A 16045-nucleotide genomic window follows, 5' to 3' on the forward strand; every position below is an offset into this window, starting at 1 on the left:
CGGAACTCTTTCGGACTAGAACTGGTCCTGTTCGTAGTCCGAGCTGACCAATTCATCCGGGTGGGTCGCGCCGATTACGTCCGGGGTGGACTCACCGAGTGGCCCGGTGAGGTCATCGTTGCCGGTGCGGCTCTGGTACGGGTCCACATTGCGCGTGTGCTCGTCGTCGTTGCCGCCGCGTTGGCCGGTGGCACCGGGGCTGCCGCCCATGAAGGAACTCCCCGAGCTCGCCGCGCTGGTCGACGTACCCGTGCCCAAGGATGTGCCGGACAGGCCCGAGACCCGGCTGATGGGTGACACGGTGCTGCCCGGCGTGCCGGTCACCTTCTGCGTCGACGGCGAGCCCGACGTGCTCGGCGAACCGGAACGGCTTCCGACGCCGCTCATGCCCGAGATCCCCGAGGTAGTGTGCCCGGCATTGGTCGATGCCGCCGTGGTAGACGTGCTCGGCGACCCGGAGGTGCTGGAACCGTCCAACAGGCCGGCGGCATTGGTCGACGCATCCTGCGCGACCGACTGCGCCTGTTCCATGATCGGCTCGCCGATGTTCTGCATGACCGCCTGCGCGACCTCCTGCGGCGCGGGCAGACCGCTGGTCCCGAGGAGCTGGTTGACCACACCGGTCAGCTCGGCGGTCTTCCCAGCCAGGTCACCGCGGGTGGCATTGGCTACCGCGACGGCCGATCCGAGATGTTCGGTCGCGGTCGCAATGAGCGCGGCCTGACCGGGCGGCGTCAGCGCCACCGGCACGAGTGCGGTTGCCTGCGTGGCGAATTCGCTCGCGATACCCAACAGCTGCGCATTGCCCTGCTGCACCACCGCGGCGGCCCGCTGGGTGAGTTCGGAGATATCGATACCGCGCTGACTGGTGTCCTGCCCCTGGGTCTGCGCGGTGTTGCTGGCGGCCTGCGCCTCGCGGGACGACTGGCCCTGCCACAGCTGCTCGACGGTCTGCAGACCACCCTTGCCGACCGATACCGCGGCCTCGATGATCTTGGATGACTGACTGAGAATCGCGGTCGGGTCGAAGGCTCCGATGACGCCGGTGCCGAAGCTGTTGAGCAGCTCCAGGATCGGCTGGAACAGCGTGTCGATTCCGGGAATCCCGGGAATCGATAGCCCCTGCATCAGCGCCGCGACCGGATCAGACGGAATATTCGTCGCCGCTGCGGCCGCCGCCGCTCCCTGGTTGCTCGCCCCGCCGAGCGCACTGCTCACCGCACTCTGTGCCTGTTGCGCCGCGCTCTGCGCCGCCTGCACCACCGGCGCCGCCGCATGGCTGATCGCGGTCTGCGCATCGGTAAGCGCCTGCGACACATCGGGCGGCACCACACCGGACAGAATCGCGCTCGCGTCGGGGGTCGAATTCCCGTTGAGCCCCGGCATACTCGCTGGCATGGTCCCCAGCTGCGGCGAATCCTCGGTGATCTTGCGCGCGAGTACGAATTCGGGCGCCTCGATCGGCGGCAGATCCGCCGGCAACTGCGGCAGCGACAGATCGCTCAATCCCTGCGACACGTTCTGCAGTGTGTCGACGGCGGTGTTCTGCGTCGCGATCACGGCCTCTTCGATCGCCACGCTCTGCTGATCAGGTGCGATCACGCCGGTCGCGCCGGTATCCATCGGTCTCATGCCCCGCCTCCGACCTGGTCGGCGATCGCGTTCAGTACGCCCGCGTTGCCGAAGTCGGTGGTGTCGAACGCGCTGGCCGCGGTGAACGCGGACTTCGAGAGCTTGTCGTATTTGGCCGACAGATCATTGATGTCCTTGGCCTGCAACACCTGTGCCGCTGCGAACGCCACCAGATAATCGGCGCCGATCAGGCCGAATACCGGCGTGAGCGCCGCAACGTTCTGCACGGCATCGAAATTGCCCGCTCCCGCGATCTCGCCGGCGACCCCGGCATTGGTCGCCGCGAATGCTCGGACCGCATCGGTCTCCACCGAGAGATCAGCCATCGAGTTGCACCCCCCAAATCGTCGTGAACTGTAGTTCCGTGTTCATAGCGTCGATCAACATCTACTCCCTGCCCGCACCGGCAGCTCGGCTGCGATCGGACCCCTGCGCAGCTGCGAGTCGGTACCGGCGCCGCTGCGGTTGCGCTCAATATAGCGGACCCCACCGGCAAGTTTCGAGCCCAACGCGACCACCGGAAAGGAACTGGAACAGGTTGCAAATTAGAACAAGTTCTATATTCTCGATCGCATGAAGGTCGCAGTGACCGGCGCAGCCGGCTACCTTGGCACGAATCTGCTCAGCCTGCTGGTCGAACGAGGACACGAGGTCACAGCAATCGATCGCGTCGTTCCGGAGCAGCGGACGGACCCGAACGTCACCTGGGTCTCCGGCAATGTGCTCGACCCCGAATCCATGCGCACCGTGCTCGCCGGCGCGGAGATCGTCTACCACCTCGTCGCCGTGATCACCCTTGCCGAGCAGCACGACCTGGCATGGAAGGTCAATACCGAGGGTGTGCGCGTCGTCGCCGAGGCGGCCTTGGATCTGGGCGTGCGTCGCATGGTGCACGCGAGCTCCATTCACGCCTTCAACCAGTACACCTGCGGCGGCCGCATCGATGAGACCTCGGTGCGTTCGACCGATCCCAGCCTGCCCGTCTACGACCGCTCCAAATGGGCGGGCGAAATCGAACTGCGCAAGGTGATCGAACAGGGACTGGACGCGGTGATCTGCAATCCCACCGGCGTCTTCGGCCCGCTCGACTACAGCACGCCGCTGTCCAGGATCAACCGCACCCTCAAAGACGCCGCCCGCGGGCGGGTACCCGCGATGATCGGCGGCGGCTTCGATCTGGTCGACGTCCGCGACGTCGCGAAGGGCCTGATCCTGGCCGGCGAGCGAGGCCGGACCGGCGAGAACTACCTGCTCGGCGGTTCCATGATCTCCATGCTCGACCTGTGTCGCACCGCGGCGGAGTGCGGTGGCAAGAAGGGACCGAAGTTCTCCATCTCGCCCAAGGTCGTCAACGGCTTGATTCCGGTGCTCGAACCGATCGGCAAACTGTTCAAGACCGATATCGTGTCGAAGGCCGCACTCGGCGCGCTCGTCTCCGCCCCGATCGTCGACCACGGCAAAGCGGAGCGCGAAATCGGTTATCAACCGAGGGCCATCGATGAGACCGTGCGCGATCTGGTGAGCTTCTTCACCGATCCGAAGCAGCTCACCACGCCCGACGCCCGACAGATCGCTTGACACTCTTTAGAACACATGTTCGACTGACGGGGTGCGGTGGCAAAGCCAAACCCTGGATGCCGACGATGGCGCCCTGCCCGGTCTCGACCGGGCGGGTTTCGTGCGCACCGTACAGACTCCCGAATTCGAGGGCATCACGTTCCACGAGGTGCTGTGCAAGAGCGCACTGAACAAGATGCCTGAGGCGTCGAATCTGCCGTTCCATTGGACAATCAATCCGATGCGCGGCTGTTCACATGCCTGCCGCTACTGTTTCGCGCGTCCCACGCACGAGTATCTGGACCTGGACGCGGGCCGGGATTTCGATTCGCAGATCGTGGTGAAGACCAATATCGCCGCGGTGCTACGCAAGGAACTCGGTCGGCGGTCCTGGCATCACGAACCGGTCGCGCTGGGCACAAATACCGATCCGTATCAACGGGCCGAGGGCCGATATCGGTTGATGCCCGGCATCATTCGCGCACTGACCGATTCCGGCACACCGTTCTCCATTCTCACCAAGGGCACGCTGCTGCGCCGGGATATGCCGCTGCTCACGGCGGCGGCGCGCAAGGTCCGGGTGAGCATCGCCGTCTCCATCGCGATCCTGGATATGGATCTGCACCACAGCCTGGAATCGGGTACGCCATCGCCCAAGGCGCGGCTGGAGATGGTGCGGGCGCTGGCCGATGCCGGGTTCGAGGTGAATGTGATGGTCGCGCCGGTGATTCCATATCTCACCGACAGCCGCGCCCACCTGGACGCATTATTCGGTGCGATCGCCGAGGCCGGGGCGGTATCGGTGGTCGCATTCCCGATGCATCTGCGCGGCGCCACCCGTGGCTGGTTCCTGAGTTGGCTGGCCGAGGCGCATCCAGCGCTGGTGCGCCGCTATCGCCAGCTCTATGGCCGCGGCGCCTATGTGACGCCGGAATATGCGTCCTGGCTACGCGAGCGGGCGCAACCACTGCTCCAGCAACACGGCCTCACCCGCGAGCACACCGCGGAGCCGCAGGCACAACCCCCGGCACCGCTACCCGACGACACGCAGCTGGCGCTCTTCGCGTAGAGCATTTCACAAGCAATTCCCGCACACGGCGGAGTAGGTTGGCCAATGGCACCTCCCATCGGACGAGGAAGTGAAGCAGGCATATGGTTTCCGACCAAAGTGATGTCGGCACAGCGAAATTGGAAAAGGTCGTAATTCGGTTCGCCGGGGACTCCGGTGACGGAATGCAGCTCACCGGTGATCGCTTCACACACGAGGCGGCCGCATTCGGCAACGACCTCGCCACCCAGCCCAACTTCCCGGCCGAAATCCGGGCGCCACAGGGCACGCTGCCCGGCGTCTCGTCCTTCCAGATCCAGATCGCCGATTACGACATCCTCACCGCGGGCGACCAGCCCGATGTGCTGGTCGCGATGAATCCCGCCGCACTGAAGTCCAATATGGAGGACCTGCCGCGCGGTGCCACCCTCATCGTGAACACCGACGAGTTCACCAAACGCAATCTCGGCAAGGTCGGCTACACCACCGATCCGCTCGACGACGACACACTGAGCGATTTCGTGGTCCACCGCGTGCCGATGACCTCACTCACCCTCGGTGCGACCGAGCCGACCGGTGTCGGCAAGAAGGACGCTCAGCGCGCGAAGAATATGTTCGCGCTCGGCCTGCTGTCCTGGATGTACGGACGCCCGATCGGCGGCACCGAACGCTTCCTGCGCGAGAAGTTCGCCGCGAAACCGGATATCGCCGAGGCGAATCTGCTCGCCTTCCGCGCGGGCTGGAACTACGGCGAGACCACCGAAAGCTTCGCGACCACCTTCGAGGTGGCCCCGGCCAAACTGCCGCCGGGCACCTACCGTCAGATCACCGGCAATACCGCGCTCGCCTACGGCCTCGTCACCGCGGGGCAATTATCCGGGTTGCCGGTCTTTCTCGGCACCTATCCGATCACGCCCGCCTCCGACATCCTGCACGAACTCAGTAAGCACAAGAATTTCGGCGTTACCACCTTCCAGGCCGAGGACGAGATCGCGGGCATCGGCGCGGCCCTCGGCGCATCGCTCGGCGGCGCGCTCGGCGTCACCAGCACCTCCGGCCCCGGTCTGGCGCTCAAGAGCGAAACCATCGGGCTGGCGGTGATGACGGAACTGCCGTTGGTGATCGTCGACGTGCAGCGCGGCGGACCGTCCACCGGACTGCCGACCAAGACCGAACAGGCCGATCTACTGCAGGCGCTCTACGGCCGCAACGGGGAATCGCCGGTCGCCGTGCTCGCGCCGCGCTCCCCCGCCGACTGCTTCGCCATCGCGGTGGAGGCGGCCCGCATCGCCCTCACCTACCGCACGCCGGTGCTGTTGCTTTCCGACGGCTCGATCGCCAATGGCTCTGAGCCGTGGTCGATTCCGCAGGTTACCGAACTGGAGCCGATCGATCCGCGCTTCGAACCCGAGGCCGAGGAGGGCACGCCGTTTCAGCCCTACTCCCGTGATCCCGATACTCTCGCCAGGCCGCTCGCGGTGCCGGGCACCGCCGGTCGCGCGCACCGGATCGGTGGACTGGAGAAGGCCGATGGCAGCGGCAATATCTCCTATGAGCCCGGCAACCACGAACTGATGGTTCGCCTGCGACAGGCCAAGATCGATGGCATCACTGTCCCCGATCTCGAGGTCGACGATCCGGACGGGCGGGCCGAACTCCTGCTGATCGGCTGGGGCAGTTCCTTCGGGCCGATCGGCGAGGCGTGTCGGCGCGCGCGCCGTCGCGGCGTCCCGGTCGCGCAGGCGCATCTGCGATATCTGAATCCATTGCCCGCCAACCTCGACACCGTGCTGCGGAGCTATCGGATGGTTGTCGCACCGGAAATGAACGGCGGTCAGCTGGCCATGCTGCTGCGGGCAAAGTATCTGGTGGACGTGCAACCGTGGACGAAGATCGCGGGCACGGCATTCTCCGCACAGGAACTCGTCGGGGTGATCGATGCGGCACTGGACGGGTCGATCGAAGATATGGAACACGACAAGGCGTTCGCGGCCCGGGCGCGGGCCACGTACTCGGCTGGGGGTAACTGATGACGATCGTCGAAACCTCGCTCGTCGGAACAGATCTGGGTCTCACCGGACTGTCGGGAGTACCGTCCGCGGACGGGCCGCAGAAAGTCAAGGACTTCACCTCCGATCAGGAGGTGCGCTGGTGCCCCGGTTGCGGTGACTACGTGATCCTGGCGACCGTGCGCGGCTTCCTCGCCGAACTCGGATTGCGCAGGGAGAACCTGATGTTCGTCTCCGGGATCGGCTGCTCGAGCCGGTTCCCGTACTACCTCGAGGCCTATGGCATCCACTCCATCCACGGCCGTGCGCCCGCTATCGCGACGGGGCTTGCGGTGACCCGACCGGATCTGTCGGTGTGGGTGGTGACCGGTGACGGTGACGCGCTGTCGATCGGCGGCAACCACCTGATCCATGCCCTGCGCCGCAATGTGAATATGACAATCCTGCTGTTCAACAACCGGATCTACGGACTCACCAAGGGGCAGTACTCCCCCACCTCCGAAGAGGGCAAGATCACCAAGTCGACGCCGATGGGGTCGGTCGACCATCCGTTCAACACGCTGTCGGTCGCGCTCGGCGCGGAAGCCAGCTTCGCCGCGCGCGCTCTGGATTCCGATCGGGCGGGCCTCACCGAGGTGTTGCGCGCCGCCGCCGAACACCGCGGGACCTCGTTCGTGGAGATCCTGCAGGACTGCCCGATCTTCAACGACGGTTCCTTCGATGTGCTGCGCAAGGGCGATGCCGAATCGCGCCTCATCCCGCTGCACCACGGTCAGCCGATCCGTTTCGGCGCCGATGGCGAATTCGCCGTGGTGCGTGCCGGTTTCGGGCTCGCGGTGGTGCGCACCGACGAGGTCGAAGAGTCCGAGATCATCGTGCACGACGCCTACACCGACAATCCGGAGTACGCCTACGCGCTCTCGCGCCTGTCCGATCAGGACCTCGGCCACGTGGTCACCGGCATCTTCCGCAATGTCACCCGACCCACCTACGACGATGCGGTTCGCACCCAAACCGCCATGGCGCGGGAACGCAAACCGGTACAAGAGGACTCGCTGCAATCCCTGCTCAATGGTTCGGAAACCTGGACCATCAGCTAGGCAGGCCGAGCCGATCGGCGAGCGTGCCGAGGATGCGGTGTAGGTCGGCACGCTCGGCGGCGGTGAGATCCGCGGTGGTCTCGGCGTCGATCGCATGTGCGGCGTCGAGGCATTTACGCAGTAGTGCGCGGCCGTGGGGGGTCAAGCACAGGTTTTGACGGCGGCGATCCTCCGGATCCCGCAGCCGTTCGATGGCCCCGAAGGACTCCAGGTGGTCGGCCAGTGCGACGACCAGACTCGGCGCGACGCGCAGTATCTGCGCCATCTCCATCTGCGATGTCTTGCCGTTGGCCGCCAACACATTCAGCATTCCGGCGTGTTTCGGCTTGAGACCGAGACTCGACACATCGGCGCTGAAGCGGTCGGTCAGGAACGCACCCAGCAGTCCGAGCCGGAAGGTGATGGTCTCCGGCAGCTTTTCCGCCTTGACGTTCTTCATATCCAGCATAATACTGACCCTAAACCATTCAGAGTCTGAACGATTTAGGGAGTGAAAGATGCAGGGCGAGAAGCTCACCAGATCCGCGATCATCGTCAATGCGGTCGGCGCGAGTGTCGCCGTGGCATTCAGCGTCGCGGCGCTCGTCGACCCAACCCTGGCGATAACCGGCAGCGCGGACTCGCCTGGTGTCGATTTGTATGCCCAGGCCTACACTGTCCGTGCCATCCCGCTGGGCGCCGCACTGCTGTTCAGCCTGATGAGCCGCCGCAAGCGCGCTCTCCTACCGCTGCTGACCGTGTCCGGTGCGGTACAGCTCGGCGACGTCGCCATCGGTGCTACCCAGGGAGTTCCAGGCATGATGGTCGGCGGCAGCGTGCTCGCGCTCATTCATCTCGCCACCGCGGGTCAATTGGCCCTCGGCAGGAGTCGGTCCGCGACAGCCGCAGCCTGAGCGACGACTACGGACATGAGTCAGACGTGCTTGGCGAAGCCGAGGTCGATGACGGCGTCGCGTTCCTGTTCGAGTTCCGCGACGCTGGCCTCGATGCGGGCGCGGGAGAATTCGTCGAGGTCCAGGCTTTCGACGATCGAGTATTCGCCGTCCGCGCAGGTGACGGGGAACGAGGTGATGAGGCCTTCAGGAATGCCGTAGGAGCCGTCGGAGGGGACGGCCATAGAGGTCCAGTCGTCGGTGTGGGTGCCGAGGTACCAGTCGTGGATGTGGTCGATGGCGGCGCTGGCCGCGCTGGCGGCCGAGGAGGCGCCGCGGGCCTGGATAATGGCAGTGCCGCGCTGTTGGACGGTGGGGATGAATTCCTCGCGCACCCAGCCTTGATCGACGAGTTCGCGGGCGGGGCGGCCCGCGATGGTGGCGTGGGTGATATCCGGATACTGCGTCGCGGAGTGGTTGCCCCAGATGGCGACGCGGGCGATATCGGCGGCGGGCGCGCCGGTCTTCTTGGCCAGCTGCGCTATGGCGCGGTTGTGGTCGAGGCGGGTCATCGCGGTGAATCGCTCGGCCGGGACGTCCGGGGCATTGCTCATGGCGATGAAGGCGTTGGTATTGGCCGGATTTCCGACCACTAGCACCTTGACGTCGTCGGCGGCGCTGGCGTTGATCGCGTGGCCCTGTTCGGTGAAGATCGGGCCGTTGGCGGCCAGCAGGTCCGAGCGCTCCATCCCCGCGGTCCGTGGCCGGGCACCGACCAGCAGCGCGACATTCGCGCCCTCGAACCCGATCCACGGATCGTCACTGATGTCGATCGACTCGAGCAGCGGAAACGCACCGTCCTCGAGCTCCATCGCCACACCCTCCAGCGACGCCACCGCCGCCGGAATCTCCAGCAACCGCAGCCGCACCGGCGTCTCGGACCCCAGCAGCGCACCGGACGCGATCCGGAACAGCAGGCCGTAGGCGATCTGCCCCGCACCTCCGGTTACGGCAACGGTCACGGGCGCGGTCCGAGCAGCGGTGCTCACGAGAAACTCCTTGCGATAGACGGACACTCGATCCCCACCCTAACGACTCTCACGGCCCCCGAACCCCCGTGGTGAGCTACGCGACAATCACCCCGTCGCACCCATCCAACCTCCCCAGCTAACAACAAGCGCCCCGCCAACGGCGCGGCCCCGGCTGTCCGGTCGCCCCCCTGTCCGACTACCCGGTCAAGACCGGGTCCCGGGCTACCACGGTCGACCAAAGCCCGCCCCGGGACTGTCCCGATCGCGGCACCGCGCTCAGCCGCAGGGACACCCACAACGACTGCGCACCCGGCAGCTGTTCAGCGTATTGCGCAACCGTAGATCGCATGCAATCGCGCATGGCATGCCGATTCGTAAGTCGCACAACTCGACTCGCGTATCAACACAGTCCCGCGACTTCCTGATCGGTCAGGACGATCGGCGACACATAGTCCTTCGCCCGAGCCAGGCGAGCAGCACGGTACAGCGGCCGCTCCTCCAGTCCGGCATCTCGGGCCTCGGCGCGCAGTTGGTGGACGAGCATGGTCGATACCGCTACGGCCGCTGCGAGTTCGCTGGCAGCCAGGGCGTCGGCCAGTTTGCGGAGGCCGAGCAGGTGGAGTTCGCGACCGCTGCCCGCATCGGTGTACATCGCGAGCGGCACGAGCTGTGACTCGACGCCTGCGGTCACCCGCAGGACGATGCGGCTCAAACGGGCCGGAAAGACGAGAATCTCGACGCCGTTGGCGGCCGCGATATCGACCTGACGCTCCCCGATCACCCGCCGCGCGTGAATCGTGGTGCCGGCCAACCACATCCGCCGACGGCGCAGCGCGATGGCGTAGGCGACGGTGGGTGCACCGACGACGAGACCGATCGCGATCGCGATCGGCCACGGCACCAGCAGCGCCGCGAGCAATGCGGCACCGATACCCACCCCTACCGCGGCGAGGGCGAGTCGCCGCAGCATGGGTGCGTAAGTCTCGGGCGCGACGAGATCGAGGCCGACCGACGGAACCGGTTGGGCTGCACCGGGATTCGTGGGTTCTACCGGCACGGCTGCCCATTCGTCGTGGTGCGGGTGTACCCCGGCACCGTACTACTCGCCCGAGCGCAAAGCGGTCGCGACGGCGGCCACCGTCTCGTCCAGTGGGATCTGACGCTGTTCACCGGTGGCCATATCCTTCAGGCCGATGGTGTTCTCGGCCAGATCACGGTCACCGAGGACCAAGGTGAATTTGGCACCGGACTTATCCGCGGCCTTCAGCGACCCCTTGACGCTTCGACCGCCGTAGGCCAGATCGACCCGAATGCCCGCCGCCCGCAACTGTGCCGCGAGCACGACCAACCGCTGCTTGGCCGCATCGCCGAGTGATACGCCGTAGACCTCGCACCGCGCCGGATCGCCCGCCGACTTGCCCTCGGCCTGCAGCGCCAGAATGGTGCGGTCCACACCGAGTCCGAATCCGATGCCGGACAGCGGTTGTCCGCCCAGTTCGGCCATGAGCCCGTCGTAGCGTCCGCCGCCGCCGATCCCCGATTGCGCCCCGAGACCGTCGTGCACGAATTCGAAGGTCGTCTTCGTGTAGTAGTCCAGGCCGCGCACCATCCTCGGATTCACCACGTAGGGCACGCCGAGCGCGTCGAGATAACCGAGCACCTGCTCGAAGTGCGTCTTCGCCGACTCCGACAGGTGATCGATCATCAGCGGCGCATTCGCGGTCATCTCGCGCACCTCGGGCCGCTTATCGTCGAGCACCCGCAGCGGATTCAACTGCGCCCTCCGCTTGGTCTCCTCGTCCAGCGGCAGCCCGAATAGGAACTCCTGCAACAGCTCTCGATACTGTGGACGACAGGTCTCGTCACCGAGCGAGGTGATCTCCAGCCGGAAGCCATCCAACCCGAGTTCGCGATATCCGGCGTCCGCGATCGCGATCACCTCGGCATCCAGCGCCGGATCATCGATTCCGATCGCCTCGACGCCGACCTGCTGCAACTGCCGGTACCGACCGGCCTGCGGGCGCTCATAGCGGAAGAACGGACCCGAGTACACCAGCTTCACCGGCAATTGTCCCCGGTCGAGCCCGTGTTCGATGACCGCACGCATGACACCCGCGGTGCCCTCCGGCCGCAGCGTGACGCTGCGCTCGCCGCGGTCGGCGAAGGTGTACATCTCCTTGGTCACCACATCGGTGGATTCACCGACGCCCCGCGCGAACAAGGCGGTGTCCTCGAAGATCGGCAGCTCCACATGCCCGTACCCGGCGAGTCGGGCGGCACGGATCAAGCCGTCGCGCACCGCGACGAACTCGGCCGAACCGGGTGGCACGTAATCCGGAACCCCCTTTGGGGCGGAGAAGCTGCTGGTCTTGGTCACGATGGTCCAGTTTCCACCACTACGGCCCGTCAAGTCCAACCGGTTTGCCGCCGCTAGCGACTGCTTGCACGTCGCTCGAAAGGATCAGCTCGTTTATACGGCGTCACGACTGGTCGAAATGGCCTGCTGAGCAGTCTCAGAAATAGATGGCACAATCCTGTGCCGTACGTAACGGATACGGGAGGAACGTGGTAGTGCCGAGCAACGAACAGCGACGGGCAGCGGCCAAACGCAAGCTGGAGCGCCAGCTGGCCAACCGGGCCGATCGGGTGCGCAAGCGCAAGCGACTCACGATCGCCGGATCGGCGCTCGGCGTGGTGGTCGTGGCGGCAGCGGCCGTCGGCGTCTACTTCCTGACCAAGAGTGACGATAAGCCCGCGGCCATCAGCTGCGACTACCGCGACAGTCAAAAGCCCGCGGATAAGCAGGTGAACAAGCCGCGCACCAGCGGCATCGAGAACACCGGCGACAATGCGAGTCTCAGCGTCAGCATGGAGACCTCTCAGGGCCCCATCGGCCTCAGCCTGGACAATGCCAAGGCGCCGTGCACCGTCAACAGCTTCGCGAGCCTGGCCGGTCAGGGCTACTTCGACAACACCACTTGCCACCGCATGACCGCGGACGAGGGCCTGAAGGTGCTGCAGTGCGGTGACCCGACCGGCACCGGCACCGGCGGTCCCGGCTACCAGTTCGACAACGAGTACCCGACCAATCGGTACAACCCCGCCGACCCCGCATTGCAGCAGCCCATGGACTACAAGCGCGGCACGTTGGCCATGGCCAACGCGGGACCGGATCCCGTCACCGGCGGCGGCACCAACGGCAGTCAGTTCTTCATCGTCTACGGCGATTCGCAACTGCCGCCGAACTACACCATCTTCGGCACCGTCGATCCGGACAGCATGGGCACGTTGGACAAGATCGCCGCAGGCGGTCAGGACAACTCCAACGGACAGGGCGACGGCAAGCCCAATCTCCCCGTAACCATCCAGTCGGTCCGCATCGACTGAGCCGGCCCTTTCGAGCGACCTGCAAGCAGTCGCTACGACACGCCCGATCCGAATACTCGCTTCGTTCGGACCCGCTGCGCACAATGAGCAGCGGGCCCGAACTACCTTCCCGAACCAGCCAGGGTAGGCGACCCTAATCGTTCGGTTAGGGTGCGCTAAGACCGGAGATCCTCCGAAGCTTTCCCGTACCCGCCGGAATTGTGCGATATATGCTGTTAAGCGGCACGCCCACACGGTTGGCGCCGAGCTTTCTCGGGTAATCTCGAATAAAGGAGAACGCGAAGCGTAGTCATCCCCTGCCGGACGATCCCAACCGGGAATGCCACGCTACGAGTTCTCTGGGTGTCCACGTTTGCAGGCGGGGCACCGGCGCGGCGGACTACAGTCCGACGTGGCGGCGTCCGTGACGAAGCACCACAACATCCATAGTGATCACTGCAGCATCGGGGAGCAGCCATGTCCGAGGAACTGGACGACATCGGCCGGGAAACCGCGGCCATGATGAAGACCGCATTGCAGCTTGCGACCCTTGTCGCACTGCGGACCCGTGAGCGTGGTCAGAAGGAAGCCGAAGCCCGCGTCAAGGTCACCGAGGCCCGCATCAAGGAGGCCCGGGAACTGCAGATCCGTGAGGCCCGCGACGCCAAGGCGAAGGACCCACGCAATCTCGAACTGGCCCGGATGGTCGAGAAATCAGTTCCGGCCCAGGGTATTTCATTGGAGAAAGATCGTTTCTCCGCACAGGCCGAGGCCAGCCGGATGGCCGCGACGGCGTCGGCTCAGTCCAAACCGCTCGTTCGCTACGACTCCCAGGAACGTCGGATGGCGATCGCGGCGCATCTCGCCCGGATCGGTATCGCACCGGAACTGGCGGCAGTGCGGATGCTCATCGAGGTAGGTCAGGGGCAACCGCCCGAAGAGGCCGTACGTATTCGCGACGAAGCCGCCCGCGCGGCCGGCGCACGAGGTCGGGAACAGGACGCACGCGGTTTGGAACGCGTCCGACAGTAGCTGGATCCCGACGCCGGAAACCGAAAACGCCCGCTGAAATCAGCGGGCGTTTCGACGTTTTCGGCTCCTAGACGCGAAAATCGCCGATGGTCGGATCGCCGAAAAGCCCCTGGGTGGGGGACTTCAGCGGCAGTGGGCTCAGCATGTCCTTGTGGCCGTTGCGCACACTGCAGTACTTGAACGGTCCGCGGGGATCGAAGAGTTTGGTCATATGCGGATCCGCGTGGTCGAGGAACCAGATGCTCAATCCGGTGCTCGGCTCGAGCCGATAGTGCTCCCATGCGCGCCAGAGCGCATCTAGTCGCGCCACCGCCTCGGCATGCTTCCACCACTCCGGGCACCAGACCGTTTCACTGATATCGGTGACCTGACGCCGGTACACCAGGCCGAGGTAGTTCTCGACGAAGTCCACCACATTGCTGTAGATCATGGGCTGTTGCTGCTGTTCAGTCACAGCTCCACCTCGATCGCGCTCGGCTCCGCTGCGACTGGCCGTGCTGTGTCTATGGTTCCCTCGCTACGCTCGGTCACAGTGGCCGAACCTCCTCGATTTGACCGTATTCGGGTGGCGGAGCAGCCTTGGTCAGGTTGGGCGAGCCGAGCAGGTCGGCGATCTCGGTCTTACGCCCCGGAAGATGGTGCGAGATCGACTTCTTCACGTCGTCAGCGTAGTCGCCCTCCCACCAGGGCACGGTACGCACGAGCACTGCGGGCTGGCCGGAGGTGAAGACGATCGCGCGGCTCTGTGGCAGGGTCGCCAGCGCGTTCACGGTGAATGTCTTGGACGAACCGAGTGAACGCGAATAACTCTTGCCGCCTTTGGATTCCGAGACCGAGGACGAGATCGCGTCGTATTCGCCGATCGCCTCGGAGCGGTCGCGCAGGAAGTTCATATCGTCGACGCCCGGACCGAGCACCTTGATATTGGCCGCCGACCACAGCGCCAGCATGCCGTCGTCACCCCAGCAGCGCGCACCCTGGGCCCAGGACTGCAGCACCGTCATCACCACGATGCCGCGTGAACCGAAGTGACTGTACTGCTTGGGCAAATCCTTCCAGCGCACCACATTCGCCGCCTCGTCCAGGACCGCGAGCATCGGGATCGGCAACCGTCCGCCGGGCGAATGCGTGGCCTTGCGCATGGCCACATCGACCACGGCCTCGGTGAGCGCACTGACCAGCGGCGCCGCCGAACCGCGGCCCTCGAGCGAGAGGCTGTAGAGCGTGCCGTTGTTCTCGATGAATTCGAGTTCGTCGAACTGCAAGCGGTTGTCGCCCGGCAGGATCCACGGGTGCACATTGGACAACTGCAGGCAGCGGATCATTTTCTTCGCGGTGCCGAAAATGCCGCTCTTGGTGCGCGGATCGGCGTTGTACTGCATCGCGAGGCCCGAGGCGGTGTAGTGCTTACTCGAATTGCGCAGCAGCTCGATGGGTTCGGAGTCGTTGGGATTGGTCACCCAGTCCCAGACCTGGACGATCGGGCGACCACCGAGCGCGGCCGCCAGGAACAGCCCGGCGAGCAGATCCTCGGCCTCCGGGTCGAAGAACACATCGCCCTTGGCATCGGAGCCGCTGTCGGCATCGGCGAAGTGTCCGGCCAGACGCGCGGCCCGCATCTCCGCACCGTCGTGATATGCGTCCACCCAGGCAAGCGGATCCCAGAACCAGGTCGGCTCCTCCCCCGCGACGCCCTGCGGGTCGAAGACGAAGGTGCGACTTCCCTTGGCCTCGCGCACATCTCGGGTCGCATCGACCACATCGCGCTTATTCGAGGTGGACAGGACCGGTCCGATGGCAGTCAGGATGGCCGGGATCACCCGCGAGGTCGATTTGCCCTGACGCGGACCCCAGATGTCCAGGTGCAGATCCTCATACGAGCCGTAGAGCATCACCCCATCGGCAACACCGAAGCCGATCGGCACGCCCGGGCTGTCGTTGTAGCCGAGCCGGACGCCGAGCATTTCGGCCTTCGCCCGAACCCCGGCCTCGGTGAGCGATTTTATGGCGCTGCCGCTCCCCATCACATCGGCCTTGTCGTCCACGGAGAGCCGACCGACCGATCGACGTGCGGCGAGCCGCTTGCGCACCACCACATAGGCAACGATCGCGCCGATGACGAGCAGCACGATCACCGTTGAGGCGCGCGGCCAGTGCAGTTTCCCCCTGATCAGATCGGCGACGATCGCGATCGGGTTGATCGGAATGTCCTGCGGGGTGACAGCCATCGCGTTGCCGAGATGCAGGGCGATCCACAGGGTTCCGAGAGTCGCGAAACCGGCGTAGATCATGTAGAGGGCGATATCGGGTCCGACCACGGCCGGATCCTGCACCTTCTTCTTTTTCGCCATGTCTGCCTCCTGTTAGGACCTAGCTATGTGGTTGTCGCTGGTGCGGG

At 65.3% G+C, this 16045-nt stretch carries 15 protein-coding genes; 7 read left to right on the top strand and 8 right to left on the bottom strand.

What is annotated here, in order from left to right:
• Nucleotides 1-15: 15 nt before the first annotated feature.
• Both OIE68_RS14950 and OIE68_RS14955 read right to left on the bottom strand, forming a co-directional pair.
• Nucleotides 16-1632, bottom strand: coding sequence for a hypothetical protein (locus OIE68_RS14950; protein ID WP_327099968.1), 1617 nt, complete (start codon nt 1630-1632; stop codon nt 16-18).
• Nucleotides 1629-1958 (bottom strand): type VII secretion target, encoded by a 330-nt coding sequence (locus OIE68_RS14955; protein ID WP_327099969.1) that lies wholly within the window; start codon nt 1956-1958, stop codon nt 1629-1631. Before OIE68_RS14955 ends, OIE68_RS14950 begins: the two co-directional genes overlap by 4 nt.
• 247 nt (nt 1959-2205) lie before the next feature.
• On the opposite strand from OIE68_RS14955, the gene OIE68_RS14960 reads away from it, so the two are divergent.
• The 4 genes from OIE68_RS14960 to OIE68_RS14975 all read left to right on the top strand — a co-directional run bounded on the left by OIE68_RS14960 (nt 2206) and on the right by OIE68_RS14975 (nt 7346).
• Nucleotides 2206-3210, top strand: a complete 1005-nt coding sequence (locus OIE68_RS14960; protein WP_327099970.1) for an NAD-dependent epimerase/dehydratase family protein — start codon at nt 2206-2208, stop codon at nt 3208-3210.
• A 31-nt stretch (nt 3211-3241) separates the two neighbouring features.
• Complete coding sequence (locus tag OIE68_RS14965) at nt 3242-4258, top strand: Rv2578c family radical SAM protein (protein ID WP_327099971.1); 1017 nt, start codon at nt 3242-3244, stop codon at nt 4256-4258.
• A gap of 83 nt (nt 4259-4341) precedes the next feature.
• Nucleotides 4342-6267, top strand: a complete 1926-nt coding sequence (locus OIE68_RS14970; protein WP_327099972.1) for a 2-oxoacid:acceptor oxidoreductase subunit alpha — start codon at nt 4342-4344, stop codon at nt 6265-6267.
• On the top strand, nt 6267-7346 hold the full coding sequence (locus tag OIE68_RS14975; protein ID WP_327099973.1) for a 2-oxoacid:ferredoxin oxidoreductase subunit beta: 1080 nt from the start codon (nt 6267-6269) through the stop codon (nt 7344-7346). Before OIE68_RS14970 ends, OIE68_RS14975 begins: the two co-directional genes overlap by 1 nt.
• On the opposite strand, the gene OIE68_RS14980 is transcribed toward OIE68_RS14975, so the two are convergent.
• Nucleotides 7339-7785 (bottom strand): MarR family winged helix-turn-helix transcriptional regulator, encoded by a 447-nt coding sequence (locus OIE68_RS14980; RefSeq protein ID WP_327099974.1) that lies wholly within the window; start codon nt 7783-7785, stop codon nt 7339-7341. The genes OIE68_RS14975 and OIE68_RS14980 overlap by 8 nt on opposite strands.
• Before the next feature lie 58 nt (nt 7786-7843).
• Between OIE68_RS14980 and OIE68_RS14985 the strand changes: the two genes are divergently transcribed.
• Complete coding sequence (locus tag OIE68_RS14985; protein WP_327099975.1) at nt 7844-8239, top strand: hypothetical protein; 396 nt, start codon at nt 7844-7846, stop codon at nt 8237-8239.
• Between the two features lie 20 nt (nt 8240-8259).
• Here the strand turns inward: OIE68_RS14985 and OIE68_RS14990 are convergent, their stop codons facing one another.
• The 3 genes from OIE68_RS14990 to hisS all read right to left on the bottom strand — a co-directional run bounded on the left by OIE68_RS14990 (nt 8260) and on the right by hisS (nt 11626).
• Nucleotides 8260-9267 carry a malate dehydrogenase gene (locus OIE68_RS14990; protein ID WP_327099976.1) on the bottom strand — a complete coding sequence of 336 codons (1008 nt, stop codon included), beginning with the start codon at nt 9265-9267 and terminating at the stop codon, nt 8260-8262.
• 382 nt (nt 9268-9649) lie between these two features.
• On the bottom strand, nt 9650-10306 hold the full coding sequence (locus OIE68_RS14995) for a hypothetical protein (RefSeq protein ID WP_327099977.1): 657 nt from the start codon (nt 10304-10306) through the stop codon (nt 9650-9652).
• A 42-nt stretch (nt 10307-10348) separates the two neighbouring features.
• A complete protein-coding gene (gene hisS, locus OIE68_RS15000; protein ID WP_040692304.1) occupies nt 10349-11626 on the bottom strand; it encodes a histidine--tRNA ligase in 1278 nt (425 codons plus the stop codon).
• A 194-nt stretch (nt 11627-11820) separates the two neighbouring features.
• On the opposite strand from hisS, the gene OIE68_RS15005 reads away from it, so the two are divergent.
• A complete protein-coding gene (locus tag OIE68_RS15005) occupies nt 11821-12636 on the top strand; it encodes a peptidylprolyl isomerase (protein ID WP_327099978.1) in 816 nt (271 codons plus the stop codon).
• 456 nt (nt 12637-13092) lie between these two features.
• On the top strand, nt 13093-13647 hold the full coding sequence (locus OIE68_RS15010) for a hypothetical protein (protein ID WP_327099979.1): 555 nt from the start codon (nt 13093-13095) through the stop codon (nt 13645-13647).
• A gap of 67 nt (nt 13648-13714) precedes the next feature.
• Here OIE68_RS15010 and OIE68_RS15015 read toward each other — a convergent pair whose 3' ends face one another.
• Nucleotides 13715-14101: a DUF4913 domain-containing protein gene (locus OIE68_RS15015; protein WP_245567240.1), complete on the bottom strand. Its 387-nt coding sequence runs from the start codon at nt 14099-14101 to the stop codon at nt 13715-13717.
• Between the two features lie 73 nt (nt 14102-14174).
• Nucleotides 14175-15998, bottom strand: a complete 1824-nt coding sequence (locus OIE68_RS15020) for a type IV secretory system conjugative DNA transfer family protein (protein WP_327099980.1) — start codon at nt 15996-15998, stop codon at nt 14175-14177.
• Between the last annotated feature and the right edge of the window lie 47 nt (nt 15999-16045).

Origin of the sequence: Nocardia vinacea (assembly GCF_035920345.1) — a bacterium.
Lineage (GTDB): Bacteria > Actinomycetota > Actinomycetes > Mycobacteriales > Mycobacteriaceae > Nocardia > Nocardia vinacea_A.

Bases quoted from the DNA above. Each gene is read 5' to 3' on its own strand.
- OIE68_RS14980 (WP_327099974.1), bottom strand. From the start codon at position 7,785: ATGAAGAACGTCAAGGCGGAAAAGCTGCCGGAGACCATCACCTTCCGG.
- OIE68_RS15020 (WP_327099980.1), bottom strand. From the start codon at position 15,998: ATGGCGAAAAAGAAGAAGGTGCAGGATCCGGCCGTGGTCGGACCCGAT.
- OIE68_RS14950 (WP_327099968.1), bottom strand. From the start codon at position 1,632: ATGAGACCGATGGATACCGGCGCGACCGGCGTGATCGCACCTGATCAG.
- OIE68_RS15010 (WP_327099979.1), top strand. From the start codon at position 13,093: ATGTCCGAGGAACTGGACGACATCGGCCGGGAAACCGCGGCCATGATG.
- OIE68_RS14960 (WP_327099970.1), top strand. From the start codon at position 2,206: ATGAAGGTCGCAGTGACCGGCGCAGCCGGCTACCTTGGCACGAATCTG.
- OIE68_RS14975 (WP_327099973.1), top strand. From the start codon at position 6,267: ATGACGATCGTCGAAACCTCGCTCGTCGGAACAGATCTGGGTCTCACC.
- OIE68_RS14970 (WP_327099972.1), top strand. From the start codon at position 4,342: ATGGTTTCCGACCAAAGTGATGTCGGCACAGCGAAATTGGAAAAGGTC.
- OIE68_RS14985 (WP_327099975.1), top strand. From the start codon at position 7,844: ATGCAGGGCGAGAAGCTCACCAGATCCGCGATCATCGTCAATGCGGTC.
- OIE68_RS14955 (WP_327099969.1), bottom strand. From the start codon at position 1,958: ATGGCTGATCTCTCGGTGGAGACCGATGCGGTCCGAGCATTCGCGGCG.